The sequence below is a fragment of the Alteromonas sp. KC3 genome, from assembly GCF_016756315.1.
Classification (GTDB): domain Bacteria; phylum Pseudomonadota; class Gammaproteobacteria; order Enterobacterales; family Alteromonadaceae; genus Alteromonas.
On record NZ_AP024235.1, the window covers coordinates 904,531 to 929,921 of the forward strand.

The 25,391-nt window shown below is 45.2% G+C and carries 20 protein-coding genes; 10 read left to right on the forward strand and 10 right to left on the reverse strand.

The window, feature by feature from the left end:
• Positions 1-18 precede the first annotated feature (18 nt).
• Positions 19-1,446, forward strand: coding sequence for a S41 family peptidase (locus tag JN178_RS04030; RefSeq protein WP_202263929.1), 1,428 nt, complete (start codon positions 19-21; stop codon positions 1,444-1,446).
• Between the two features lie 106 nt (positions 1,447-1,552).
• On the opposite strand, the gene JN178_RS04035 is transcribed toward JN178_RS04030, so the two are convergent.
• On the reverse strand, positions 1,553-2,311 hold the full coding sequence (locus JN178_RS04035; protein ID WP_202263931.1) for a DNA/RNA non-specific endonuclease: 759 nt from the start codon (positions 2,309-2,311) through the stop codon (positions 1,553-1,555).
• Positions 2,312-2,568: 257 nt separating this feature from the next.
• Between JN178_RS04035 and sstT the strand changes: the two genes are divergently transcribed.
• Entirely contained in the window at positions 2,569-3,786 is a 1,218-nt protein-coding gene (gene sstT, locus JN178_RS04040; RefSeq protein WP_202263933.1) for a serine/threonine transporter SstT, read from the forward strand.
• Here the strand turns inward: sstT and JN178_RS04045 are convergent.
• Both JN178_RS04045 and hutI read right to left on the reverse strand, forming a co-directional pair.
• The gene (locus tag JN178_RS04045; RefSeq protein ID WP_202263935.1) at positions 3,783-4,922 is read right to left on the reverse strand and encodes a formimidoylglutamase; all 1,140 of its coding nucleotides are present in this window, start codon (positions 4,920-4,922) and stop codon (positions 3,783-3,785) included. The genes sstT and JN178_RS04045 overlap by 4 nt on opposite strands.
• Positions 4,915-6,144 carry an imidazolonepropionase gene (gene hutI, locus JN178_RS04050; protein ID WP_202263938.1) on the reverse strand — a complete coding sequence of 410 codons (1,230 nt, stop codon included), beginning with the start codon at positions 6,142-6,144 and terminating at the stop codon, positions 4,915-4,917. The genes JN178_RS04045 and hutI overlap by 8 nt, the downstream gene beginning before the upstream one ends.
• Positions 6,145-6,262: 118 nt before the next feature.
• Here hutI and hutC point away from each other — a divergent pair, with 118 nt between their 5' ends.
• The 4 genes from hutC to JN178_RS04070 all read left to right on the forward strand — a co-directional run bounded on the left by hutC (position 6,263) and on the right by JN178_RS04070 (position 10,851).
• The gene (gene hutC, locus JN178_RS04055) at positions 6,263-6,988 is read left to right on the forward strand and encodes a histidine utilization repressor (protein ID WP_202263940.1); all 726 of its coding nucleotides are present in this window, start codon (positions 6,263-6,265) and stop codon (positions 6,986-6,988) included.
• 31 nt (positions 6,989-7,019) lie between these two features.
• The gene (hutU, locus tag JN178_RS04060; RefSeq protein ID WP_202263942.1) at positions 7,020-8,702 is read left to right on the forward strand and encodes a urocanate hydratase; all 1,683 of its coding nucleotides are present in this window, start codon (positions 7,020-7,022) and stop codon (positions 8,700-8,702) included.
• 4 nt (positions 8,703-8,706) lie between these two features.
• Positions 8,707-10,260: a histidine ammonia-lyase gene (gene hutH / locus JN178_RS04065; RefSeq protein ID WP_159623823.1), complete on the forward strand. Its 1,554-nt coding sequence runs from the start codon at positions 8,707-8,709 to the stop codon at positions 10,258-10,260.
• Positions 10,261-10,368: 108 nt separating this feature from the next.
• Positions 10,369-10,851, forward strand: a complete 483-nt coding sequence (locus JN178_RS04070) for a CreA family protein (protein WP_159623822.1) — start codon at positions 10,369-10,371, stop codon at positions 10,849-10,851.
• A gap of 8 nt (positions 10,852-10,859) precedes the next feature.
• On the opposite strand, the gene JN178_RS04075 is transcribed toward JN178_RS04070, so the two are convergent.
• Together JN178_RS04075 and JN178_RS04080 are read right to left on the reverse strand one after the other, a co-directional pair.
• Positions 10,860-11,615, reverse strand: a complete 756-nt coding sequence (locus tag JN178_RS04075; protein ID WP_232369688.1) for a MipA/OmpV family protein — start codon at positions 11,613-11,615, stop codon at positions 10,860-10,862.
• 74 nt (positions 11,616-11,689) lie between these two features.
• The gene (locus tag JN178_RS04080; protein WP_202263946.1) at positions 11,690-12,343 is read right to left on the reverse strand and encodes a sulfotransferase family 2 domain-containing protein; all 654 of its coding nucleotides are present in this window, start codon (positions 12,341-12,343) and stop codon (positions 11,690-11,692) included.
• A gap of 212 nt (positions 12,344-12,555) precedes the next feature.
• Here JN178_RS04080 and JN178_RS04085 point away from each other — a divergent pair, with 212 nt between their 5' ends.
• Genes JN178_RS04085 through JN178_RS04095 form a run of 3 tightly spaced genes read left to right on the forward strand, consistent with a single transcriptional unit; the run spans position 12,556 to position 15,546 of the window.
• The gene (locus JN178_RS04085) at positions 12,556-13,434 is read left to right on the forward strand and encodes a BadF/BadG/BcrA/BcrD ATPase family protein (protein WP_202263948.1); all 879 of its coding nucleotides are present in this window, start codon (positions 12,556-12,558) and stop codon (positions 13,432-13,434) included.
• Positions 13,431-14,570 (forward strand): N-acetylglucosamine-6-phosphate deacetylase, encoded by a 1,140-nt coding sequence (gene nagA / locus JN178_RS04090; protein WP_202263950.1) that lies wholly within the window; start codon positions 13,431-13,433, stop codon positions 14,568-14,570. The genes JN178_RS04085 and nagA overlap by 4 nt, the downstream gene beginning before the upstream one ends.
• A gap of 58 nt (positions 14,571-14,628) precedes the next feature.
• The gene (locus JN178_RS04095) at positions 14,629-15,546 is read left to right on the forward strand and encodes a hypothetical protein (RefSeq protein ID WP_202263952.1); all 918 of its coding nucleotides are present in this window, start codon (positions 14,629-14,631) and stop codon (positions 15,544-15,546) included.
• A gap of 82 nt (positions 15,547-15,628) precedes the next feature.
• Here the strand turns inward: JN178_RS04095 and JN178_RS04100 are convergent, their stop codons facing one another.
• The 3 genes from JN178_RS04100 to JN178_RS04110 all read right to left on the reverse strand — a co-directional run bounded on the left by JN178_RS04100 (position 15,629) and on the right by JN178_RS04110 (position 21,399).
• Positions 15,629-17,221 carry an ABC-F family ATPase gene (locus JN178_RS04100; RefSeq protein WP_202263954.1) on the reverse strand — a complete coding sequence of 531 codons (1,593 nt, stop codon included), beginning with the start codon at positions 17,219-17,221 and terminating at the stop codon, positions 15,629-15,631.
• A gap of 165 nt (positions 17,222-17,386) precedes the next feature.
• On the reverse strand, positions 17,387-19,798 hold the full coding sequence (locus JN178_RS04105; RefSeq protein WP_202263956.1) for a YbcC family protein: 2,412 nt from the start codon (positions 19,796-19,798) through the stop codon (positions 17,387-17,389).
• Positions 19,798-21,399 (reverse strand): NADH-quinone oxidoreductase subunit L, encoded by a 1,602-nt coding sequence (locus JN178_RS04110; protein ID WP_202263958.1) that lies wholly within the window; start codon positions 21,397-21,399, stop codon positions 19,798-19,800. The genes JN178_RS04105 and JN178_RS04110 overlap by 1 nt, the downstream gene beginning before the upstream one ends.
• Before the next feature lie 253 nt (positions 21,400-21,652).
• On the opposite strand from JN178_RS04110, the gene JN178_RS04115 reads away from it, so the two are divergent.
• Entirely contained in the window at positions 21,653-22,624 is a 972-nt protein-coding gene (locus tag JN178_RS04115) for an L-threonylcarbamoyladenylate synthase (protein WP_202263960.1), read from the forward strand.
• On the opposite strand, the gene JN178_RS04120 is transcribed toward JN178_RS04115, so the two are convergent.
• Together JN178_RS04120 and JN178_RS04125 are read right to left on the reverse strand one after the other, a co-directional pair.
• Complete coding sequence (locus JN178_RS04120; protein WP_232369755.1) at positions 22,621-23,526, reverse strand: LysR family transcriptional regulator; 906 nt, start codon at positions 23,524-23,526, stop codon at positions 22,621-22,623. The genes JN178_RS04115 and JN178_RS04120 overlap by 4 nt on opposite strands.
• A 73-nt stretch (positions 23,527-23,599) precedes the next feature.
• The gene (locus tag JN178_RS04125) at positions 23,600-25,267 is read right to left on the reverse strand and encodes an esterase/lipase family protein (RefSeq protein WP_232369689.1); all 1,668 of its coding nucleotides are present in this window, start codon (positions 25,265-25,267) and stop codon (positions 23,600-23,602) included.
• Positions 25,268-25,391: the final 124 nt, after the last annotated feature.

Here is a 25,391-nt window from a genome sequence, read left to right on the forward strand (position 1 = left end):
ATATGGATGTCATGCACAGTGAAAAAAATAGCACTTCTTCCCCTTTTCGTTTCCTTCTTTTCTTACGGCAGCGCAGTTGAGTGCGAAAAGGAATTTGAATGGCTGAAAACTACGTTTGAAAACAACGATGCGGGTTTTCATTACGCCATCTCAAATAAAGGGCAGGAAAGCTATTCTGCACACAATAATGCGATTTTGGCGCGGATAAAAAACACAAATAGCCTAGCCCAATGCCACGAGGCGCTGCGCGATTGGGTACTGTTTTTTCGCAAAGGCCACGTTGCGGTAACTATCAATAACAACAGTTCAAATGATGTTACAGGCTCATCGACGGTACACAATGTCGATATACCCGCATTCAAGCAATATCTAAAAGACAAACCTATTGAAGATTTAGAAGGTATTTGGCAATTCTCAAGCTATACGGTTGCGCTCAAAAAAGAAGGTAGTGAGTACAAAGGCTATATTACTGAAAGCGCTAACCCTGCTTGGAAAGTAGGACAAGTGAAATTCATTATTCATGATTATCAAGATAAAAGCGCAAATAAAGCCACGTTTTTTATGGGCGACCATTCTCCACGAGAAATAGACACTATTACGTTTTTAGGCCAAAACGAGTTGGTACTGGGAAATAACTTTATCGTAATGTCTCGTGAGGCGCCGCGAAAAGAGTCGCCTGCTAATATCAAACGCTATCTGCGCATGCTTGATGCTAGCCAACCCTTATTTGAAAGAGTCTCGCAAGATACTGTGCTAGTGCGTATACCTTCGTTCGACCATGGGTTTAAAAATGATATCGATGCGGTTATTGTGCAAAATTTAGAAACGATCTTAAAAACTGAAAACCTCATTATCGACATTCGCGGCAACGGCGGCGGCAGCGACGTAAGTTACGCATCGTTAACACCCATTATGTACACAAACCCAATTCGCACCGTAGGAATGGAGTACTTATCTACCGAGCTTAATAACTCTCGAATGCTTGGTTTTCTTGAACACCCGCATTTTAGTGACGAAGAAAAGCAGTGGGCTAGAGAGGGTTACGAAACCCTTCAGCAGCACATAGGTGATTACATCAATATTGATGAAGATGTGACGATTGAGACATTTGATAAGGTTCACCCCCTGCCAAAGCGCATTGGTGTGCTCATAGATTCGCGTAACGGCAGTACTGCTGAACAATTTTTACTTGCCGCAAAGCAAAGCCAAAAAGTGAAGCTATTTGGGCATACTACTGCCGGCGTACTTGATATCTCGAACATGCACCAAACCACGTCGCCAAGCGGCGTGTTTACCCTACATTACAGCCTTACAAAAAGCCTGAGAATTCCCCACATGGCTATCGACGGCGTGGGTATACAACCTGATTTCTACATCGATGATAAAACTCCGCTATACGAGTGGATTTCGCATACGCAGTCAGTATTAGAAACGCAGTCACTTTAGACTGAAATATCAGTTGCTACAGCGTCATTAATAAGACGCTTTTGGACGTAGTGTTTATTACTTGTTTAAGCAAGTGTAGGCGTCCTTGCCTATGTGCTACGTTAGACTAACAGCCAAGTTCACGAGTAAGGCCGCCTAACCGGCCTTCAACGGCACTCTCTTTGTAGCTAGGTAACGAAGGCATAATATTTAGACCAGAGCGCGATTCGACTTCATTAACGGTTACTTCCGTAGCGCAGAAATTATCATTACGCGATGCATTTTGTTCCATAATAAATGCAGACGCTTCTACCCAACCGTTAACATTTGTAATGACTACCTTAAAGTATCCGCTTGGAATAGTATGAGATTCGTCTGCCTCTGGAAGCGTCGCAAAATACCATTCGTACAATGGGCCTGATACTACGTAAACATCTTGTCCACTTCGAACAAAGCTTCGTACTGCGTTTTCTAAATCTACCCATGGGCCTTGGTTTAAGTCGGAGTCTTGCGGCGTAATGTTAGATAGATAATTCAGTGACTGCCAGTCGCTTGTGTTGCTAAACGATGCCAACGGAACTTGATGTCCTCTGTCCGTACCAATGGTTGCCCAAGCACTAGTGTAGTCGCCAGGCTCAAGTGTGTTGACTGAACTTATTGAAGGATCTGCTTTCCAGTTGCGGCTTCGAGAAGGTCCATCAATGGTGCTTGGTGTAACATGATAAGCTACCCAGTTAGCAAACTTAGTTTGACTATTATTGTTGAGAGTATAAATAGATCTTGTGATCGTTTGACCAGAAAGCCCAGTTGGGCATTGATAGACACAGTTATCTGCGAGGGTGTTAAACGTAGTTAGTGCTAACAGCAATGCTAAATATTTTTTCATTATATTTCCTTTTGTTAGTGTGACCTACTTCTATGCAGGCTGTACTAAAGTACAGGTGAAACATGTCAGGAAATAGAAACAATTATTACAACATTCAATGGCTTATTTGTTGTTAGAAGGTGCGGGAGATGCGCAATGTGGAAACACTCATAAACGGGCAGCTTACGGTAATTTGCAGGAAACTAAGGCCAAACAGGTTCATTTGCGGCGCGTAATCCTATAAGGTGCGTCGTCAAAATAATAATGGACCAATATTTATGGATTCAACGTCACGCCCGAGCCTGTTTCAGCGCTATATGAACGGCAGTTTGGTACTGCAAATTATCATCGGAATTGTATGCGGCATTGCGATAGCGACTTTGTCGCCCTCGTCAGCACAATCGGCTGGTTTACTAGGAACTCTGTTTGTCAAAGCCTTAAAAGCAATTGCACCACTGCTTGTTTTCGTTCTAGTGATGGCATCAATTGCCAACCATAAACAAAACGAGCAAACCTTCATTAAGCCCGTTCTTGTCCTTTATTTAGTTGGTACCTTAATTGCCGCTTTAACAGCAGTGCTCGCCAGCTTTGCTTTTCCAACAAGCTTAAGCTTAGTGACATCAGAGGTAAGCCAAGCTGCGCCAAAAGGCGTGTCAGAGGTCCTTACTACCTTGCTATACAATATGGTAGATAACCCCGTAAACGCACTGGTTAATGGTAACTATATCGGCATTCTTACCTGGGCCGTCGGTCTTGGATTAGGGCTTAGGCATGCCAGCGAAGCAACTAAAGCCTTGCTTCAAAATATGGCAGACAGCGTAACCAGCGTTGTCAGTTTTGTAATAAAGCTTGCGCCATTTGGTATCTTTGGATTAGTAGCAAACACTATTGCCTCTACCGGGTTTGGTGCGCTTGTAGAATACGGGCAGCTTATTACTGTACTGGTAGGCGCCATGCTGTTTATCGCCCTTATCACCAACCCATTGTTGGTCTTCTTGGCGACGAAAAAGAACCCTTATCCACTGGTATTTAAGTGCCTAAAAGAAAGTGGTATCACGGCGTTCTTTACGCGCAGTTCTGCGGCCAATATTCCGGTGAACATGGCCCTTTGCAAACGTCTAAAGCTTGATGAAGATACGTATTCAGTGTCTATCCCGTTGGGTGCGACCATTAACATGGCCGGTGCAGCCATTACCATTACCGTGCTAACACTAGCAGCGGTGAATACCCTAGGTATAGCAGTTGACTTTCCAACGGCAGTCTTGCTTAGCGTTATTGCTGCTGTATCGGCGTGTGGTAGTTCAGGTGTTGCAGGTGGGTCGCTACTGCTTATACCCCTTGCCTGTAGCTTGTTTAATATTCCTAACGAAATTGCAATGCAAGTGGTGGCAGTAGGCTTTATTGTTGGTGTCATTCAAGACTCTGCTGAAACCGCGCTTAATAGCTCTACCGATGTGTTGTTTACTGCAGCCGCTTGTCAACGCGCTGAAAACTAAACCAGCGCGTCAGTCACTTCAAAAATAAGTCGTGCAGCCAGCTTGGCTGTGCGACTGTCTATATCAAACTGCGGGTTCATTTCGGCAATATCGCAAAGTTGCCACTGGTATTGCATGGCCTGTTGTTGTTCTGCCAAGTAACGTAACACGCGAATAACCAATAGTGGGTCTACGCCTAGCGCACTTGGCGCACTCACGCCGGGTGCTGCAGATGCTGGAAACGCATCTAAACATACGGTGACATAAAGCAAGTCAATGTCTTGCAACATGGGCGCTAAGGTGTCGCAGATGGTAGAAAAGTTACACTGAGTATCTAACACATAACGCGTATTAGAAGAGTCAGCGAATTCAAAAAGCGCAGAAGTATTCGCCGCTTTCGATACACCGACACAGGCGTAATGAAAAGGCACATTGTGCAGTTGACAGTGTTCATACACTTGCCTGAATGGTGTGCCTGAACTGGTGTTCGGGGCAGGTTTACGTAAGTCAAAGTGCGCATCAAAATTGATAATACCTATGCGCTTACCTGAACGTTCACCTGCGACAGTTGCCTGTTCAGCATGGTTAGCATGGGCATTAAAAAGCCCTAAGTAGCTTCCCCAGGCTATTTCATGACCGCCGCCTAAACCAATCACAAGTCGCTGATTGTCGGTAGGCTCCTTGTTAGTCGTACCCTTAGCCTTCGTGTGCAAATCGGCTGTAAGGGCATAACTGATAGCGTTTGCATATTGGTTCTGCGCTTGGGAGAGTGCACATTGTGGTATTGCCTCTTGCGCGATACGCGACGTGCTATCAATATCTGAATTGCCATGTAAGCTATGTTGCGAATTAGCTATCTCATTAGCTGTTCGAATAGGGTCGACGCCTACATCGCCAAAATCAGTCAACTGAGCGTAAGGCCAGTGCCACGGCAAATTGGCAAGGGCGCCGCGGATTGCGTTAGGCCCAGCAGCGGCGCCAAGCCTGCCTTTGTTATGCTTAACGCCCAAATCGCTTGCAAACCCTACTAGCGCAACATCCGTTGTGACAGCATCACTTGCGAAGTCCTGAGGATCAACGTCATGCTTAACGCGCTGATGCCATCGCAGGCCTTTTTCACCATCTTCACTGTCAGTACGACCTTGCCAGTTAAACATGAACGCCTCCTTTATAAATGGCAGTGGGGCGATGTCCATTAATGCAATACGCAAGCTCAGCAGGGGTATCTATATCCCACAACGTGATATCCGCCACTTTGCCTGCATCAATAACGCCTCTGTCGGTTAAACCTAGTGCCTTTGCGGCATGCACGGTAATACCGCGCAGCGCCTCTTCAGGCGTTAACTGAAATTGGACGCAGGCCATGTTCATTGCCGTTAAAATAGATGCAAGGGGCGAGCTTCCCGGATTAAAGTCAGTTGCCACTGCCATAGGCACATTATGGCTTCTAAGCGCGTTAATAGGCGGCTTTTGTACTTCATTTAAATAATAAAACGCACCAGGTAACAACACCGCAACGGTTCCGCTTTGAGCAAGCATAGGGACGTCGCTGTCAGCCAAGTATTCAATATGATCCACCGATAACGCATTATAGCGCGCAGCCAGTAAAGCACCTTTGCTGTCGCTAAGTTGCTCTACATGGGCTTTTACGGGTAGTCCAAGTTCAATGGCTTTGTTAAACACCCGCTCGGTTTGCACGGTAGAAAACCCGATGGTCTCGCAAAATACATCTACCGCATCGGCAAGGTTCTCTGTTGCCATAAGTGGCATAGCCTGCTCGCATACAAAATCGATATAGGCATCAGCATCATCAGCAAATTCGTGAGGCAGCGCATGTGCCCCTAAATAGGTCGTACAAACTGAAACAGGCAGTAATTGTTCAAGCTGCTTGGCAACTTTTAACATGCGTACTTCAGTGTCGATATCGAGCCCATATCCCGACTTTATTTCAACCGTTGTGACGCCTTCTTCGCATAGCCTTTTTGCCCGTTTAACAGCATTTTTGAGTAACTCTTCATTGCTTGCGCTTCGCGTACTGGCGACGGTACCTTTTATGCCGCCACCTCGCTGAGCAATTTCAAGATAGCTGGCACCGCGAAGACGTTGTTCAAATTCTATGGCGCGATTGCCGCCATACACCAAATGTGTGTGGCAATCGACAAAACCGGGCAATAGCCATTGATTATTGCCGTCAATAAGTTGTTTAGCCGCTTTAGCGTGTTGTTGAAACTCGCTGTTATTTTGCGCGTCGATAAGCGCAACAATGTGACCATCTTTAACAGCCACGGCCGTGTCTAGTAGTTCTCCGTATAGGGCATTGTTATCTTGCATAGAGGCAATGCGCACATTGTGGAATAAGGCGTCGTATTGATAATTCATGGCCAAATGTTGCTTCCTACGTAAAGACAAATTTTGTACTGAGTCTACTTGTACATACTTGTATATACAAGTATGCTGTTATCAAAATGTTAAAGACTAAGAGTAGTACATCCTTGTTATGCAGCCACGTTACGTATTAATCAAAACGGCAATACTAGATGCCATAGAAAAGGGTGACATGAAGCCAGGAGAGCAGGTGCCCTCGGAAAACCAGTTGGCACAGCAGCATAGCGTAAGTCGAATGACAGCAAGGCGTGCACTTAGCGAGATGGTCGATGAAGGTATTTTGATGCGAAGCCAAGGAATTGGAACCTTTGTGTCTGATCATCGCCCCATGAGTTCTATGCTGGAAATAAAGAGTATTCGCGATGAAATTGAGCAACGCGGACATCAATACAGCAACGAAATTTTATTGTTGGAGCGTACTTCGGCAAGTGCTGACATTGCTAGGCGATTAGGGCTAAGCGAAGGTGATGACGTATTCCATAGCATTATCGTGCACTGCGAAAACAAGCTTCCCGTGCAGTATGAAGACCGCTGGGTTTGCCCAAAGTGGATAGCAGATTACCTTGATAAAGACTTCAAAGCGCAAACGGCGAACTACTACCTAAACCAAGTTGCACCTTTGTCACAGGCCGACCATAGCGTGGAAGCCGTGTTGGTAGACAAAGACATTGCTCAATCGCTTCTTATTCAACATAAAGAGCCTTGCTTGAAAGTAACAAGGCGCACCTTTACACGCACAAAGCTGCAAGAAAACACATCAGATAACACAGTGGTAAGTCACGCGGTGCTATATCACCCCGGAAGCCGTTACCGCTTAGGTGGCCACTTAGAATTCTAATAACGGCCTTCACATATATTTGGAGAAGTTTATGAAACGCCTCGACCCTACACGAGTCATTCGCGCCCCAAAGGGCACTACGCTGAATGCTAAAAGTTGGCAAACTGAAGCGCCACTTCGCATGTTGATGAACAACTTAGATCCTGATGTTGCCGAGCACCCTCAAAACCTTGTGGTATACGGTGGTATTGGCCGTGCGGCCAGAGACTGGGCGTCATTCGATAAAATTGTCGAGGTGTTAAAGCGCCTGAACACCAACGAAACATTACTAGTGCAATCGGGTAAACCGGTTGGCGTGTTTCCTACTCACGAAAACGCACCTCGCGTACTCATTGCAAACTCTAACCTTGTGCCACACTGGGCTAACTGGGAGCACTTTAACAAGCTCGATAAAGAAGGCTTGATGATGTACGGGCAGATGACCGCAGGCTCTTGGATTTATATTGGCTCGCAAGGCATTGTGCAGGGTACATATGAAACATTTGTCAGTGTTGCTAAGACCCATTTCGATGGCCAAGCAAAGGGACGTTGGATCTTAACCGGTGGTCTTGGTGGTATGGGGGGCGCACAGCCGCTTGCAGCAACCATGGCGGGTTTTTCAATGATTGCCGTAGAAGTGGATGAAAGTCGTATCGATTTTAGAATTCGCACTGGTTATGTTGATAAAAAAGCGAGCTCGATTGATGAAGCATTAGATATGTTGGCTCAGGCAGAAAAAGCAGGTACGCCTATTTCAATTGGTTTGCTTGGCAATGCGGCTGAAGTATTTCCAGCGTTACTTGAGCGCGGTGTTATACCCGATGTGGTTACCGATCAAACCAGTGCACACGACCCGCTAAATGGCTATTTACCAGTAGGTTGGTCGATGGAGCAAGCGATATCTGAGCGTGCCGCTGATGAAGCGCACGTGGTAAAAGCGGCTAAGCAGTCAATGGCGCTGCAAGTAAAAGCGATGCTAGGGTTCCAACAGGCCGGGGCGGCAACGCTAGACTACGGCAACAACATTCGTCAAATGGCACTGGAAGAAGGAATTGCTAATGCCTTTGACTTTCCAGGTTTTGTGCCAGCCTATATTCGTCCGCTTTTCTGTCAAGGCATAGGGCCCTTTAGATGGGCTGCGTTATCTGGCGACCCTGAAGATATTTACAAAACTGACGCCAAGGTAAAAGAACTTATTCCTGATAATCCGCATTTGCACAATTGGCTTGATATGGCCAAAGAACGTATTCAATTTCAGGGGCTACCCGCGCGTATCTGCTGGGTTGGGTTGGGCGAAAGACAAAAACTTGGTTTGGCCTTTAACGAAATGGTGCGCAATGGTGAACTAAGTGCGCCAGTGGTCATTGGGCGCGATCATCTTGACTCTGGCTCGGTAGCGTCGCCGAACAGAGAAACAGAATCTATGCTTGATGGCTCTGACGCAGTCTCAGATTGGCCGTTATTAAATGCGCTACTCAATACAGCAGGTGGTGCAACGTGGGTAAGCCTGCATCACGGCGGCGGCGTTGGTATGGGCTTTAGTCAGCATTCTGGTGTGGTTATTGTGTGCGATGGCTCAAAAGAAGCTGACGAACGCATTGCGCGCGTGCTTCACAATGACCCTGCAACGGGAGTTATGCGTCATGCCGATGCTGGATACGATATTGCCAAAACCTGTGCGCAGAAGCACAACTTAGACTTGCCAATGTTAAATAGCGCAAAAGGCGAGGAATAAGCGAATGAAACCTACATTAACCCTTATTCCCGGTACGCTTACTCTTTCACAACTGCGTGACGTACATCGACAGCATGTGCACTTGGCACTTGATGAAAGTGCTAAACCCGCTATCAATGCCGCAGAGCAGGTGGTGTTAAACGTTATAAAAGAAAACCGCACTGTATATGGCATTAATACAGGCTTTGGCTTGCTGGCCAATACACGCATTAACGTTGATGAACTCGAACTCTTGCAGCGCAGTATTGTACTTTCTCATGCCGCCGGTACTGGGGACTTCATGAGCGAAGATACTGTGCGCTTGCTGATGCTGCTTAAAATAAACTCATTGGCACGGGGTTTCTCTGGCATTCGCCTAAGTGTTATCGAAGCACTCATTAAGCTATACAACGCACAAGTCTACCCCGCCATTCCGGAAAAGGGCTCGGTGGGTGCAAGTGGTGACTTAGCGCCGTTAGCGCACATGAGCGTGGTGCTATTGGGCGAAGGTGAAGCGTTCTATGAAGGCAAGCGAATTACCGCCACTGAAGCATTACAAATAGCAGGACTTGAACCCATTGCCCTTGCGCCAAAAGAAGGCCTTGCGCTATTAAATGGTACACAAGCGTCTACCGCATTTGCCTTACAAGGCTTGTTTTACACTGAAAATGCCCTTTGCAGTGCCATCGGTATTGGTGCATTAACCGTCGATGCCGCGCTAGGATCACGCGTGCCGTTTGACCCACGCATTCACCAAGTACGCGGGCACCAAAGCCAGTGCGATGTGGCCGAAGCATTTCGAACCCTGCTAGATACCTCAGAAATCGGACAGTCACACAAGGGGTGTGAAAAAGTACAAGATCCTTACTCTTTACGCTGTCAGCCGCAGGTGATGGGGGCGTGTTTGCAGCAAATGCGCTACGCGCAAGAAGTACTAGTGACTGAAGCCAATGGTGTTAGCGATAACCCGTTAGTGTTTGTGAACGATGATGGTGGTGATAGTGGGCAGGGTGATATTTTATCTGGCGGCAACTTCCACGCAGAAACGGTGGCGATGGCGGCGGACATGTTAGCTATTGCGTTATCTGAGATTGGTGCGTTGTCTGAACGTCGCATGTCATTGATGATTGATACGCATTTAAGTGGCTTACCGCCATTTCTGGTGGAAAACGGCGGTGTTAACTCAGGCTTTATGATTGCTCAGGTTACCTGTGCCGCATTGGCCAGTGAAAACAAAACGCTGGCACATCCGGCGTCAATTGATTCACTTCCCACATCAGCAAACCAAGAAGACCACGTGTCTATGGCGACATTTGCCGCCCGCAGGCTTCGCGATATTTTTGACAATGTCGCCGGCATTTTGGCCATTGAGTGGTTAGCAGCATGCCAAGGCTTAGACTTCAGAAAACCGCTAAAAACTAGCGAGCGTTTATTGCCGTTAATGTCACTGTTACGAGAAAAAGTACCGTTTTACGATAAAGACCGTTACTTTGCTCCTGACATTGAAGCTGCCAAACAACTTATCAAACAGCATCATTTAATGGATACAACGGCATTAAATATGTTGAATGACAAGTAAACACACCCCATGCTAAGTACATTGGCTAATCCTTCGGCCTAAATCATGTGGTTGCGTTTCGCAAAAATGTAATAGGCTGGGGGCAGCTTTAGTATTAGGGAGAAGAAAATGAAGCGATGGTTTAAAACAGTATTGGCTGTTGGTGTGACAAGTTTGACATTGGCAGGGTGTAGCGACAGCGAAGTGGGTGATGTCTCCCTTGGTCTGTTTACAACTAAAGACATTAAGATTGATGCGTTACAAGACCCAGTTGTAACAGGTGTAACTTGTCATATATCGAGCATTGAAGCCAATTTGGATTTTTCCGACCCGTCTGATAGCTCCATCGCTTGCAGACAAACTGGGCCTATAACGGCCAAGATGCTTTCAGAGATAGATAAATCTGATTCTGGCGAAGTCATATTTAAAAAGTCCAAAAGTGTATTCTTTAAAAATATGAAACTTCGCCGCATTTATGATGAAGAGACTAAAACGCTAATCTATTTGTCGTACAGCACAAAAGAAACGTCGGGAAGCTACAAGCATAGTTTATCTACTGTGCCACTTTGGGAAACCCAAGCGTTTGCGGTGTCATCTCAGCCTTCAACGTAAGTGCGTTGTCAGAACATACGTGTGTAAACAAACATTGCGCTTAGTGCAGTATCATCGTCAGTCAATGGGCTGTCGCTGATACTGTCATCAAAAAAGGTCGCGCCAAATTCAAGGCGAGTCATACCGCCCAAGAACTGTCGTGTTGAAATGGCAAGACGTAGTTCGGTGTTAACCGCGCTTTCTCCTTCATAGAAAGCTCTAAAATTTGTTGCTTCTTCAGGGCGCACACCATAGTAGTAATCCACATAGTTTTCATCTTGGAAAGTTACACCCAGCGATGGCTCAATCATGTAGCCGTCAAATCGAAAGGGTTTACCTAAGCGAAACGACGCTTGATAGCCATCAAATTTTCCAAGAATATCGGCGTTAGTCGATAAAGAATACGTCCAGCCTTGCCAGTTATAATTTAGTGCAACTCCCGCTGCATAACTAAAGTCTCTGTCTTCCATACCTTCAAAGATAAAGCTGTCATCTTCTTCGAAACCTGCAAATACAGGCACTAACTGAGCATCAACTGACACCGCCCCTTCTTGAAGTAATTGATAGCTTACAAATGGGCCGTAAATGCGTAGGCGCTCGCCCGCATAACCAATGATAGGAATAGGAACAACTCGATTATCGAAATCAGTATATACATCTTGTGAGGCAGCAACGCCGAATCCCCACATCCAGCCTTGAGGTTGTTGTGGAGCTTGAGCGTAGGTATTGAAGCTACAAGTGAGTAACGAAAGCGCTACCAATGAACTTAGAGATTGGTATTTCATGTTGAACATCCTTTTTAATGACAATACTGGTAATCGACGAAACTTGATCACAACCGCGAAGTAAATAGTTGTTTTTATTCAAACTGATACCCGAGCAAACTAATATCTTGTGCAAAATGTCGCTCTACCAAGTCGACAAGTGTTGGGGTGTAGTATTTGTGATACGTTGTTCTATCAGCAGCTTTACGTTTATGAGGTAGTGAGATTTCAGGCAATGAGAGTGTTTGACATATAGTGGCAAAGTCTAGCTCCAGTCGTTCATAACGTCCCACAAAGTCAGTTAACATATTACCCTTTAAATCAATTAAGTAGTCTGTTTGTAACTGCAGTGATGTATCAATGTGATATTGATAAGGTCTGTCAGGAGCAAACTTCCACATCATAAAATGCTCAAAGCTATCGTGCCCCTTCATAATATGAGGGCGTTCGCGCTTTATATGGTGATAGGAACTGACTTGTAAGTCCCATGGGTTTCGCACAATGGCAAACTTAAATAGGGTATTGAAGTAATCTTCAGGTAGCATTTCTTTTGCCGCAACTATCCGAGAGTGACGTGGAAATCGACTGCCAATACGATGGTGAGTAAGTTGGCTCATTTTGTTGCACATAAACTGCGCAATTGCGTACCTGTGTCCCCATCGATACGACGATAATGCGTTGCGAACGCTGGTTCCTCCTGTCTTAGCAATATGCACAAACAGGAATTGCTTGCTGTGGGATAAAAGCACTTCTCACCTCTAGAACACCTGCATGCGATCATCGTTTCTTGTTTGGTAGCCCTAACAAAATGAACAAATAACGCGCCCAGCGGTCTGTATACGCGCTGTGGGTGTTTTAAAAATTAACGACAGAGCCCCCAGTATGCAGGTCAAATATGACAGTGATATTGAATTGAAGCAGTGGTAAAGTGGGCGGCTATTGAGTGATATCTGGAAATGAAGTGAGTCAAGAATTTGTAATTGGGATTGATGGCGGCGGTACCTATTGTCGTGCAATGTTACAAGACATCAATGGAAATATATTGGGTACGGGTGAAGCAGGTCCTGCCAATATTATGAGCAATGCCACCCAAGCACTAACCTCGATTATTCAGGCAAGTGAACACGCTATTGTAAAATCTACCGTCAATGTTGCGCTTAGCGACATTGCCGTTGCAGCAGGGTTAGCAGGAGCCAATATTCCACAAGCGAAAAGTGCTTTTCTCTCGCTGCCCATGCCATTTGCTCGTCTTGAAGTAATGAGTGATTTACACGCAGCATGCCTTGGCGCGCACAACGGGCAAGACGGCGCGATGATCATCTGTGGTACTGGTTCGGCCGGTACCGTATATCAAAAAGGGCGCTTCGCCGATAAAGGTGGCTATGGCTTGAATGTAGGCGACAACGCCAGCGCAGCTTGGTTAGGCCAATCAGCTATCAGACACACACTACTTGCCTTCGATAACATTGAAAGTCGCGGCTTGCTGTTTAAACGTTTAACCTCTCATTTTGATGTCACCGATCCTCAAACCCTTATTCAAGAGGTCTCACAGTTTACCGCAGAGTCTTATGGTCAGCTTGCCCCTATTGTTGTGGAAAGTTTTTCCCAAGGCTGTGAAAGTGCCAAAAAGCTGCTTGAGCAAGGTGGTGATTACCTTTCAAAATTAGGTAAAGCCTTGCACCGTGAAGCAGGGCAGGCGTTACCTATTTGTTTTGTAGGTGGCTTATCAAATGTTTATCGACCATTTTTATCATCAGACGTGTCTAGCGTGCTGTGTGATGCTGCAAAGCCCGCCCAACAAGGTGCTATTGATTTTTTGAAACAGACTAACTCGCTATGATATCAACGCTCACTGTCGAAGCCGTATTATTGCCTAATGGTTGGGCACAAAATCAAACGATTGTTACCAATGATGGTGTTATCACCGACATTCGAGAAGCGAGTAAGGCTGAATGTGAGCATGTGCTTAAAGGGCGCTTGCTGGCAGGTTTTTTTGATACACAGGTTAATGGTGGTGGCGGTATTTTGTTTAATGACAAGCCGTCTGTAGCGCACATTGAAACCATGGCGCTAGCGCATTTGCGTTATGGCACTACGGCAATGTTGCCCACCATCATAACTGATAATGCTGACACTATGGCAGCGGCTGCAGACGCTGTTGCTGAGGTAATGGCATCAGGCGTCGCTAGTGTAAAAGCAATTATTAAAGGCGTACATTTTGAGGGGCCCTTTCTAAGCAAAGCTAAAAAAGGGGTACACGATGAACGCTTCATACGATCTCCTTCTGATGCAGAGATCGCCACAATAACGCGCAAAGATATCGGTCGAGTACTTATCACAGTGGCTCCTGAAACCATCGATGTTGGTTTTATCAAAGAAATGGTGTCCGAAGGGGTTGTAGTATCGTTAGGCCATACCAACGCCACGTTTGATGAGGTTCAACACGCTATCGATGCAGGTGCAACGGGCTTTACCCACCTTTATAACGCAATGTCAGCCTTAACGTCACGTGAACCGGGCGCAGTTGGCGCTGCACTGCTTAATACCCAAACCTATTGTGGTTTTATTATCGATCACTTTCACCTTCATCCAAGAAGCGCTGAACTAGCGCTCAAGGTGAAAGGAGAAAAGCGCGCTATACTAGTCACCGACGCCATGGCACATGCTGGCAGCGACCTTACCACAATACCTTTTTTCAATACCGAAATTGCGCGTAAGGGAGATAAGCTCACAACGCCAGATGGCACATTGGCAGGTTCATGTTTAGATATGCATTCTGCATTAGTTAATGCCGTTGATGGATGCAACGTAACACTTGAACAAGCCAGCGTAATGGCCAGCACCACGCCAGCTCACTTTATGGGCGTTGAAAATGAAATTGGCAGTATTGCGTTGGGGAGAAACGCCGATTTTGTGCTGGTAGATCAACGTAACCAATTAAAGCAAGTGTGGAGCAAAATGCGAGTGGTCTTTTAGCGACCAAAAGAGTATTAAAGACATAGTGCAACAAAAGGGACCACTACAAGGATTCACAATGAAGTTATGTTCTCAGATTGGTGTTATATTTGTGTTATTAATGGTTGCCGGGTGCGTTTCAAAGGATATTCCCACCGTAACTGACCCCGCTGTTAATACTTCTGATGAAGCGGTGAAAGGTGACGATACGTCTAACGCGACCCCCACTAGAAGTGGCAAACAAGATACTGATACTACCGCCGATTCAGGAAAAAGTGACAATCGGCAGCTTTCACAGAAAGCGCCTGTTGAAAAAATAGCTGTACTCGTCAATGTCAGTGAACATCCCACCCATACACACCTTGGTACCACTACGTTTAATAATTTTACCAAGCAATACCCGTATGACTGGCAAATTAAATCAACTATTTTCAATACGCTTAAGGCCAAAATAGAATCGAGTAGTGGTTATGATGTTGTTGACGTTGCTACGCTAGATACCGTTGATAAATCTGTTTTATTGTCAATGAATGAAAAAACGAATTTTGTCGTAAATGAACAGGACAAATCAGTGTTTTTTAATGGTGCTGATACATTAAGAAATGCGCTAGTTAGCGCCGGGGTGTCGGCTGTGGTTATCGTTTATGAAACCCCCACTATAGCGGCGACAGAATGTGGTACTTATGGGTGTGTTGAGCATACAAGCGAAGGGTATGGTTTATTCACCCGCAGCTTTCTAGGGACCGATAATTACGTTGCTTCGGCAAGCTTTACTGTGAGTGTTGAACGCATCGACACGCCAATTGAGGTATCGTCGTTACCTGAATTTGAAGTACTTACCAACGATAAAGCGAAAAACCTCAAACTGGAAAGCTTTTCCGCGCCGAGTGATTTTGACGAACTAACTCAAGATGAATTAATTCCCGTTAAACAAGTAATTATTGACTATATTAACGACTTGGCTGAGGTGGCTGCGGATTACTTTGCCGCACACTAACTGCATTTAAGGCAGGTGACTGAGATTGCAAGGAAGAGGAGCGTGTGAGGCTTAACAAAGTCGCCTCACACAAGTATTGGTTTTAGGCGTTTTCTTTGTGAGCCAAAAACTCTTCGTAATTGCCATCGAAGTGGTTAAGTTTCTGATCTTTTATTTCAATAACTTGCGTTGCAAGTGAAGACACGAATTCTCTGTCGTGGCTTACAAAAATCACGGTACCATCGAATTTGAAAAGAGCATTATTTAGCGCTTCGATAGACTCCATGTCCATGTGGTTAGTTGGCTCGTCCATTACCAAAACGTTAATGTCTTCAAGCATTAGCTTGCCAAACAACAAACGGTTTTTCTCACCACCTGAACACACTTGAACGCGTTTGTTAAAATCGTCAGATGTAAATAACAGTCGACCAAGCATCCCTTTAATTTGAAGGTCGTCGTGCTTTGGACTGCGCCACTGGCTCATCCATTCGAACATCGTAAGATCGTCGGCGAAATATTTCGCATTGTCTTGTGGAATGTAACCAATAGCGGCATTTTCAGCCCATTTATAACTTCCCGACGTAGGTTCAATATCGTTAACTAAACACTTCAGTAGCGTTGTTTTACCCGCGCCATTTTCACCGATAATGGCTAGACGTTGTCCTGCTTCTAAAAGCAAATTTGCGTTGTCAAAAAGCGGTAGGTCTGGGTAGCTGTGACCAAGCTCTTCAAGGGTGATCGCAAGTCGGTGAAGTTTTTTATGTTGCTTAAATACAATGTAAGGCTTGCGGCGGCTCGACGCTTTTACTTCAGCCAGCTCGATTTTTTCAAGGCGTCGCGCGCGCGAGGTTGCTTGCTTTGCCTTTGATGCGTTAGCTGAGAATCGCGCTACGAAACTTTGGAGTTCCTCGATTTCTGCCGACTTCTTCGCATTTTCGGCATGCAACTGCTCTTGCACTAACATAGCAGCTTGAATGTAATCGTCGTAGTTGCCCGGATAAATGCGCAGTTCGCCATAGTCGATATCGGCCATGTGGGTACACACCGAGTTTAAGAAGTGACGGTCGTGCGAAATAATCAGCATTGTCGACTTACGTTTGTTTAATTCGTCAGCAAGCCAGCTAATGGTGTAAATATCCAAGTTGTTGGTCGGTTCGTCGAGTAACAAAATGTCAGGCTCAGCAAACAGAGCTTGAGCAAGAAGTACACGTACTTTCTTACCGGGTGCAACTTCTTTCATTAACCCAAAGTGATAGCTTTCATCAATGCCCGCTGAATTAAGAATATCACCTGCACGGGCTTCTGCGGTGTAACCGTCCATTTCAGCAAATTGGGTCTCAAGGTCCGCAACACGCATACCGTCTTCTTCGCTCATCTCAGCTTTGCTGTATATGGCATCGCGTTCTTGCTTAACTTCCCATAGCTCACGGTCACCCATGATCACCGCATCAACAACACTGAACTCTTCGAATGCAAATTGATCCTGGCTTAAAATACCAAGCTTTGTACCTGGCGCCATCGATACATTTCCTGATGACGGGGTAAGCTTACCGCTTAAAATTTTCATAAAGGTAGACTTACCGCAACCGTTTGCGCCAATAAGGCCATATCGGTTGCCGTTGCCAAATTTAGCAGAAATATTTTCAAATAATGGCTTAGAGCCAAATTGCATGGTGATATTTGCAGTGGTAATCAAAACAGGTTTCCAGAGGGTAAAACTAAAGAGGAGATACTGATGGGAATGCCACCAATATGTAAAAGCCGGCGCACTATAAGGAAATACACTGCATAAGTCGAGGGAAAATTGAACAGTAAGGAGAAAAAGACGTCCCTGTCACTTCTCCTACACACAACACACTACTTACATACTCAAACCGTGGGATTTGTACCACTTGCCTTTGTATAGTCTTTCGATAACAGCGGGACTTTCCCAGCTAAATACATACAGCCAGTCATTATTAATGAGGTCCTGCAGCATTTGGTGTTTTTGCACTATTTGCAAAATTTTGCTGCTAGGCGCGACAATGTAAACGCTGAGTCGCTGTGGCTGGTGTACCCAACGTTCACCGTTATGCAGCGATTGTTTAGATAGGCCAATGCGCAGGTCACCCGAATTGCCTTCAAACACGCCAATATTGTTAAAAAGCGCGTTGTGAAGCACTTTGTTACCGCTGCCCAGCTTTTGATTGTCGGCAACCGATGCGTTGTATTGGCTGTTTATCCAATTCGTAACAATCATTGGCGCTGTCATTAAGGTTTCTAGCACAGCGCTATCTTCATCTGTTTGCCATGTGTAATCGTGCAGAAAACTCTTACCTTCTAAATCGAGACCACGAGTGCGAATTCTAGGTCCAATAATAAAAGAGGCGTTGCCTGCTAATCCCCATTCAGGCTGTACCTGCGACCAATCACAGGCACGGTGTTGAAAACGTTGGTTGCGCTTTTTGTCGGATTCAAAAGGTAGATTCTTACTATAATGCTTAGCCCGTTCCTTCTGTGCTTGGTGCTTGGCTTCAACAAGCAAGTTTTTAACTTTCTGGGGCACTTGAGTATCGAAACACTCAATATCGTCGGTAGTGGTATTGTGTAGTGCTGGCACGAAGCGAGTATTGCCAGCAATTTTGTAACCCATACTTATGAGCTTTTTGCGCACTTCACCTTCGTTTAAAAGCTGTGCCAATACTCGCACGTTTACTTCGCCAGATTGACCGCCACAGGCGCCGCAATCTAGTCCTGCTGCATGTAAGTTATTGCGAGATTTGCTACCGTGTCCTACCAGCAATACCGTTGGCGAAAACTTTGTCATCCCCATCATTTTGAGGGCACCTGCGGCAAGGGCTACTTTGTCATCTAGACTAAGTAAGCCGCGTTCATTACTGATTTCCCATTCGTTGTGATGACTCAGCGTATTAATTGGGTTCTCTTTACTTGATGGCATCAGGGTATTTTTCAGTAGCTTAAAGGCATACCACCAGCCTGCCGATTCAACCATAGAGAAACTGCCAAGGGGGGACTTACTCCACTTGTGCCAAGTGGCGCGCTGCTGAATTAACTCGGCTCTATGAGAAGTGGCGTCTTTTTCTTTTACCGTAAGCTTGGGAGACAAAAGCCCAGGTAATTGAGGGCGTGTTGCGTCGGTATTCGCAGGGGCATAAGCGATAGGCATTCCAAAGAAACCAGCGAAGCCCATCGTTTTAATTGTCGAGCTTTTAAGTTCCAAAATACGACGAATTACTTCCGAGCGTACATCAATGCAGAAAATGGCCTGTACGTCGGGCGTAAGCTGCGGGGCTGGCGATGATGTTATGAGTTTTGACTGCAAGCGCTGCTGTTGCTCGTATTCATAGGCATACATCATTACCCATAAGGCGAGTTCTTTGTCTTTATGCTGTGCAATACGTGCTGGAAGCTGTTTAAGCAAGTATTGCCACCTAATGCTAACCTGCTGACCTCTTTCCAGCTGATGTGCTTGGTAATAGCGATGAATGATAAGTTCCCATGCTAAGCGAATAGCGAGCAACCCTTGCATTTCATTACTGTCTTTCAGCCAGGTGCGGTAGGCAACATACGACGCCCAGCCATTAATACTCATAATCAGCGCATAGAAATAATCCTTTGCGCGCACGGGTTCAAGGCCAAGCTCATCTGCAGATTCCCTTAGTAGTGCATCGACTGTGTCTGGCAAAGATTTGAAAATGCCTTTAAGGCTTTTGGTGTTCATCAACACGCTAATACCGGTGTCGTGCTTTAAACCGTTTAGCCAGCTCTTATATAAGGTGTCCGCTGGTGAGTTTCCTTCTATTTGAACAAGAGGCGATTCATGCTGAAAATAAGCTGCACAAAACTGGCTAATCTGAAATGTGCATTCTTCTTCCCATGTCATTTCGCTAGCGCCTCGGTAAGCGTCGAAATGTTTGGTCAATAGCGGTAAAGGTGGCGATTGAGCATCATCAGTTAGGGTGGATAGAAACGTTTCTTTATCCAGATTAATGCCATACAGGTCCATACTGTGTTTTATGGCATCGTCTGAAATGGCCCCTTCTTTATAAAGGTCGAGCCAATGCGACGCAGGCATAATTGCGTTTATTCCAGTAAGTGCGTGCACGCGCGCTGATACATCCTGAAAAGGTGCGTCAATTAGCTTCCAAAATGGATTCACAGCAATCATTTTGTCTAATGGAAAGTTGGGCGCAACGCTATCACATGCCTCGCTAGCAGCGCGATACAGGCGTTTAGTATCTAAATTAGTGGTATTGAGCGATATAACAGCCATTACTTGCCTCCAATGTGAGTAACTGACGCTGAGGTCTGCTTGGTTGTACTGCGTTTGCGAAGTGAAATAGGCGACACTTTCAAGGTGATTTTCGTGAACCATTCATCTAGGTATAGGCCTGCAAAAAGCAATTGTTTAAATCGCTGAACTGCAGGTTTATGTCCGAAGGTTTGCATTGCGATGTGAATAACAAAAAGCGCGGCAATTAGACTGGCAACCCAGATATCGATAGTTGACAACATAGAAGCAGGCGCTGGGAAATGCGCAAAAAGGTAGCGGGTTACCATGTCTTTTGCTGTGCTATATACGCTAATGAGCACAATAGAAATGCCTACTAGAACGTACAACTGTGTTTGATCTGAATTCGCTGTGCGTGTGGCGATGTAGGCCGTAAAGGCTAGCGTGATAAGCAGCCATGGGCTTAGCGGCCCTTGATATTCAGCAAATGAAAAGCTGGCCAACACAATAAGTGATGTAACAAACAGTGCATTTAACCAATCTGCAAACTGTGGCGTTCGATGGGCACTAATATCATCTTCTAGCGCTTCGAAGACCGCCGAACCAGAATTTAGGAAGGCATACGCTTTGTAGAATGAGTGCGCAACCAAATGAATAAGCGCAAGAGAATACAGGCCAAGGGCGCATTCAACCAACATTAAACCCATTTGCGACGACGTAGACCACGCCAAGCGAACTTTTACCGTTACGCGCGTGGTCATGGCGAGCGCACTAAATAACACACTTAAACCAGCACCAACGGCTAAGATCCATTGTGCAGAAGCATGAAAGGCAATGAGTGGGGCAAAAGCTAATAACAAATACCCGCCTAAATTAATGACACCGGCATGAAGTAGTGCACTAACGGGTGTTGGCGCTTCAACAATATTAATTAGCCATCCATGCGCTGGAAGTTGTGCACATTTTATGAGTGCTGCTATGGCAATACAGCAAGCCGCAAGCTCAGTATACTCTTGCTGTGTACTACTCAGTGCGTCACTATTGATTAACGAGGTTTGCACAAGTGCATTGACAATTTGGTTGATGTAAAGCGTATCAAAAGCCAAGTAAAGTAACGCAAATGCGCCGGCCATAAACAATTCAGAGGTTCTGGCTAAAATAAATTTCTTATGTGCTGCAACGATGGCGCGGGGACGGTCGGGATATAATAAAAGTAGGTTATGCAACGACAAACTTACTGCCAGCCAGCCAAACCAGAAAACGATGAGGTGATTAGCTAGTATAGTAATAACCACTGACGCAAGAGTAAGTTGCATCCACTTTAAGAAACGCGGGTAGCATGCTTCACCGACAAAGTAATTGCGCGAGAAGCGCATAAGAATTACGCCAATTGCTACCACCGTTAAAATAACGGCTGACTTCAATGGAGAGAGGGTAACCAGCATGGAACTTACATTTGCAGTGTTGTTCTCGATAAATCCAACAACAAGTGAAATAGCAAACAAAATAATACTGCCCCATATTGCTATTCTTTCAATATAAAGCTTTGAAAAAAATGTGTTTCTTGGCCCGCTGAACCACGACATTAAAGTCCAAAACAGCGGTAATAGAACAAGCAGAAATGAACTGGTTTGTGACGACATGATGTACTCCTTTTTACTGTGTGGAGTAAAGCATCTCTTTTTAAATAAATTAAATATTTAAATTTTTGTTTTTCGTTCTAATTTATTTAATTGTTAATTAATTGTTTTTACTTTGTTCGTTTTAATTCATAGTTTTACTGTTATATTTGGATTTTAAAGTTAATTTAAATGAATGTATGGTTTATAAAATTTGAAATTTATTTATAGTTTGTTTTGGCGGATGATAGCATGAGACATAATTGCTAGGTTCATCATGAATACAGACACACCTACATTAGCCTTTCCTGACGATATCAGTCGAGCTGCAACGCTTATTCAGGCTGGAGAGTGCGTCGCGATTAAAACAGAGACCGTATATGGGTTAGCTGCGGATGCGACCAACGAGCGTGCAGTAGCGAAGATATTTGAAGCCAAAGCGCGTCCCGCTTCTAACCCACTAATCGTACATATTGCAAGTGCCGCTGATATGGCGAAATGGGCCAAAGATATTCCGGATATCGCTTTTGAGCTAGCCAATGCCTTTTGGCCTGGTCCACTGTCAATATTGCTCAAAAAGCAATATTGGGTATTAGACGCGGTGACGGGGGGGCAGGACACTGTAGTGCTTAGATGCCCAGCAAGTAAAGACTTCATTTCTCTAATACAGGCATCGGGAACGGGTCTGGCTGCGCCATCGGCCAATCGATATAAATTCATAAGCCCGACTACCGCGGCACATGTTTTGACGTCGCTCAATGGACGCATAGCAGCAGTTGTTGATGGCGGTAGTGCCGAAGTTGGCATTGAATCAACCATTATTGATGTAACTCAGGATGTGCCGACAATTTTGCGTCCTGGCCCCATTGACGATGTAATGCTTGAACGTGCATTAGGGCGCAAAGTGCGTTATGCGTCCAATTTAGGTATTACAGTGCCAGGTAGTGCCAAGCAACATTACCAACCAGATACGCCTGTGTTCTTACTATCAACAGAAGAACTTGAGAGAAGAGGGCTCAGATCCAATGAGGGTGTCATTAGCTATTCACAGCCACGTTTAGCTGGGCATCTAGACGACGATTGTCATATTCAACTTTCTGACAACGCCAGTGAATACAGTGCCCAATTCTACGCTGCACTGCATCAATTAGATAAACTCGCGCTGTCGTGCATTTATCTAGAAAGTACGCCAACCAGCACACCGTGGATAGCGATTAATAATCGTATTGGACGTGTAGTGGCAGGTTAGCTAAACAGTGGCTGCGTAACGAAATGTTCGCTATTTTTGGCATTGTCGATAATGTTTTGCACATGAGGTGGCACTTTTTTCTTTGCTAATGTAACGGCATAAAAGTGTTCGTAGGCATCAGGCAGGCTTTGTTGCACATGTAGCAGCCCATTGGCCACTTCATCACGTACTACAACGGAAGGCATCACCGAAAAAGCGCCGCTGTCACGAGCCAGTAGACGTAGCATAGCCATATCGTTAGTTTCCGCTTTAATCTTTGGTGCGTATTGTACCTTGGCACAGGCAATACTGAACGCCGAACGTATTTCACTGTTTTGAGAAGGTAAAACCCACGAGGCATCTGCATAACTTTGCGGGAATTTTCGCGCGCGTTTGGGCTTAGACGGGCCAATAATTTCAATAGCTTGGCGAGAAACTAATTCACTGTGCCAAATACCGTTTTGTTGGCCTAATTCGACATTGTGATTGGTTAAGATAATGTCGAAGCGAAAGCTTGATAACCCTTCAAGCAACGAGTCTAAGCTACCGGTTTGTAGCGAAAAGGTCGCAAACTTGTCGTTGATCAATGGCAGAGTGAAGCTTTCGACAAAATTTCTCGAAAGGTTTGAAAGTACGCCAATCGAAATATGACTTAACTGTGAAGGTAGCCCTTTATTGATTAGGTTCTCAAGTTCTTCACCCTTTGAGAATATTTCATCGGCATAGGCAAGTACTTGCTTTCCTTGCGGTGTAAGCACCAATGAGCGGCCTTTGCGAATAAGTAGTGCTACTCCCATATTCTCTTGAAACTGCTTAAGCTGAGCTGAAATGGCAGATTGAGATAAGTGAATTTCATTAGCAACTTGAGTGAGGTTGCCTGTATTCGCTACACGCCAAAAATAGTACAGATGATGGTAGTTCATTCTAGACACGTAGTAGCTCCCGCACACTGACACCAGTTAATAGTAGGTTTTGCGAATATCACTAAATAATACGCTATTTATCAATATCATGCAGCTTTTCTAAGATGAATTGGATAGCTTGCGTGCTTTTGAATGAATTGTGTGACGAAGCAACGATAATAGTTTCTTCTGCATCTTCAATAAACGCACTTGAATACGTGACCACAGAGTCGCTAATGGCTGCGCAGCGTATTGGTGTATCGCACTCAAGCGCACTGGTAGACCCAATTATTGAATAACTTTTTCCTTCAACAGGTGTTGTCGCAAGGGCGGTCATTAAGGGGTGATTAGGGCGCAATACCTGCACGCTATCGGGGCCGAAATTTTGTAAAAATGGCAGCATAGCCTGGGTTAACTTATTAACGCCGACCTTTTCAATAAAACCACGAAAGAGTTCTCTGAAGTTAAACGGCAAGCTGATAAGAGATGAGCCAATACTTCCTATAAGGCTATTGGCAACATCCGACCCTCTATGAGGAGTATCTAAAAAGAAAACGGTGTTGTGCTTAAATACCGGAGAAAATAAAAACACATCGCGCACGTCTGTATCGTCTTCGCTCAATAAGCTTTCTGGTGGAGACGTGAAAGTAGCGTCCCACAGTTTATCATGGGGTTGGCTAGTAAGAAGTTTTGCGATAACTCCGCCCATGCTATGCCCAACGATGACTGCATTTTCCAATGAAGATTCAGGGCTAACGCGCACTTTTAGTTGATTAAGTAGCTTGCGTACGCGCATAGCATTGTAAAAGGGAGGCGGGCCAGAAGGGTAATACACATGCCATATTTGAAAACGCTGACTCAATGTTTCGTCGTTCAAAATGGCCATAGTGAGATAGCGCCAAATCAACGGATCTGAGTTTAGCCCATGCAGCATAATAAGTGGCGTTTTTGATGATGACAGCGCACCTATACTAAATACGCCCATACGGCTTTCTGCTTTTTCCGCGTTGGTGAAACCCAACCAACTGAAATTGTGGATATCTGCACTTTGTAGTAAACCTAAAAATGCGGCACCCTCAGAGTAGCGCAGCGCATATTGCTGCTGAGAAAAATCGACATACGTTGTTTTGTTAACGGGAACGGCGTGTAAGGTAACGTGAAGTCGAAGCCCTTCAAGTGTTACTGCGCTGGCATAAATGCTGAAGGAGGAAAATATGCCTTCTAGAGGAAAGTTCGGATCGATATTGGTATTTTCACTGGATCTGTTTTTCTGAAAACTCACCGCAGCACTGCCCAGTTGTCCAAACACGGTCGGCTGTAGCCGATCTTCGGTTGGGATCATGTCATCCACTAGGAAAATTTTACTAGGACCGGAATAATTTACTTGAACCAAGTTGCTCTGAATGTCGCGCTGTTGGAATAAAGTCCCCACCGCCCAGTTGTAATGGTGAAGGGCAAACTGGCGATTTTCAGCACTTACGTTTTTTCTGCTCAGTAATTCGTAAGTGCAATGCAAAAGTAACGTAACCCCTAGTGCCGTTGTACGTTCCTGCTGTTCGCACTTGGCTTTTAACGCCTTGTTATTAAGCCCACTTAAATCGGGTAAAACCCCATACCCATAGGCCCTTTCAAGGGGGATGGGCTTCGCTTTTTGGCGAAAAAAGTCATTGGTGCTACAGGCACCCAGTCCACACAACACCACAAGCCAACATACAAAATACCTGTGCAACACTCTCAATAGCTTGCTCTCTTTTTCACTCAATAATTGCCCGCGTTAGTGCACCATTATTATTGAATCATTTCTGCGCTTTTAAACGTAGATGCCGTATTGGCGCTTTAATTGCTATCAACAATAACGGCGCTCGCAAATAATTTTCTGCTGATGC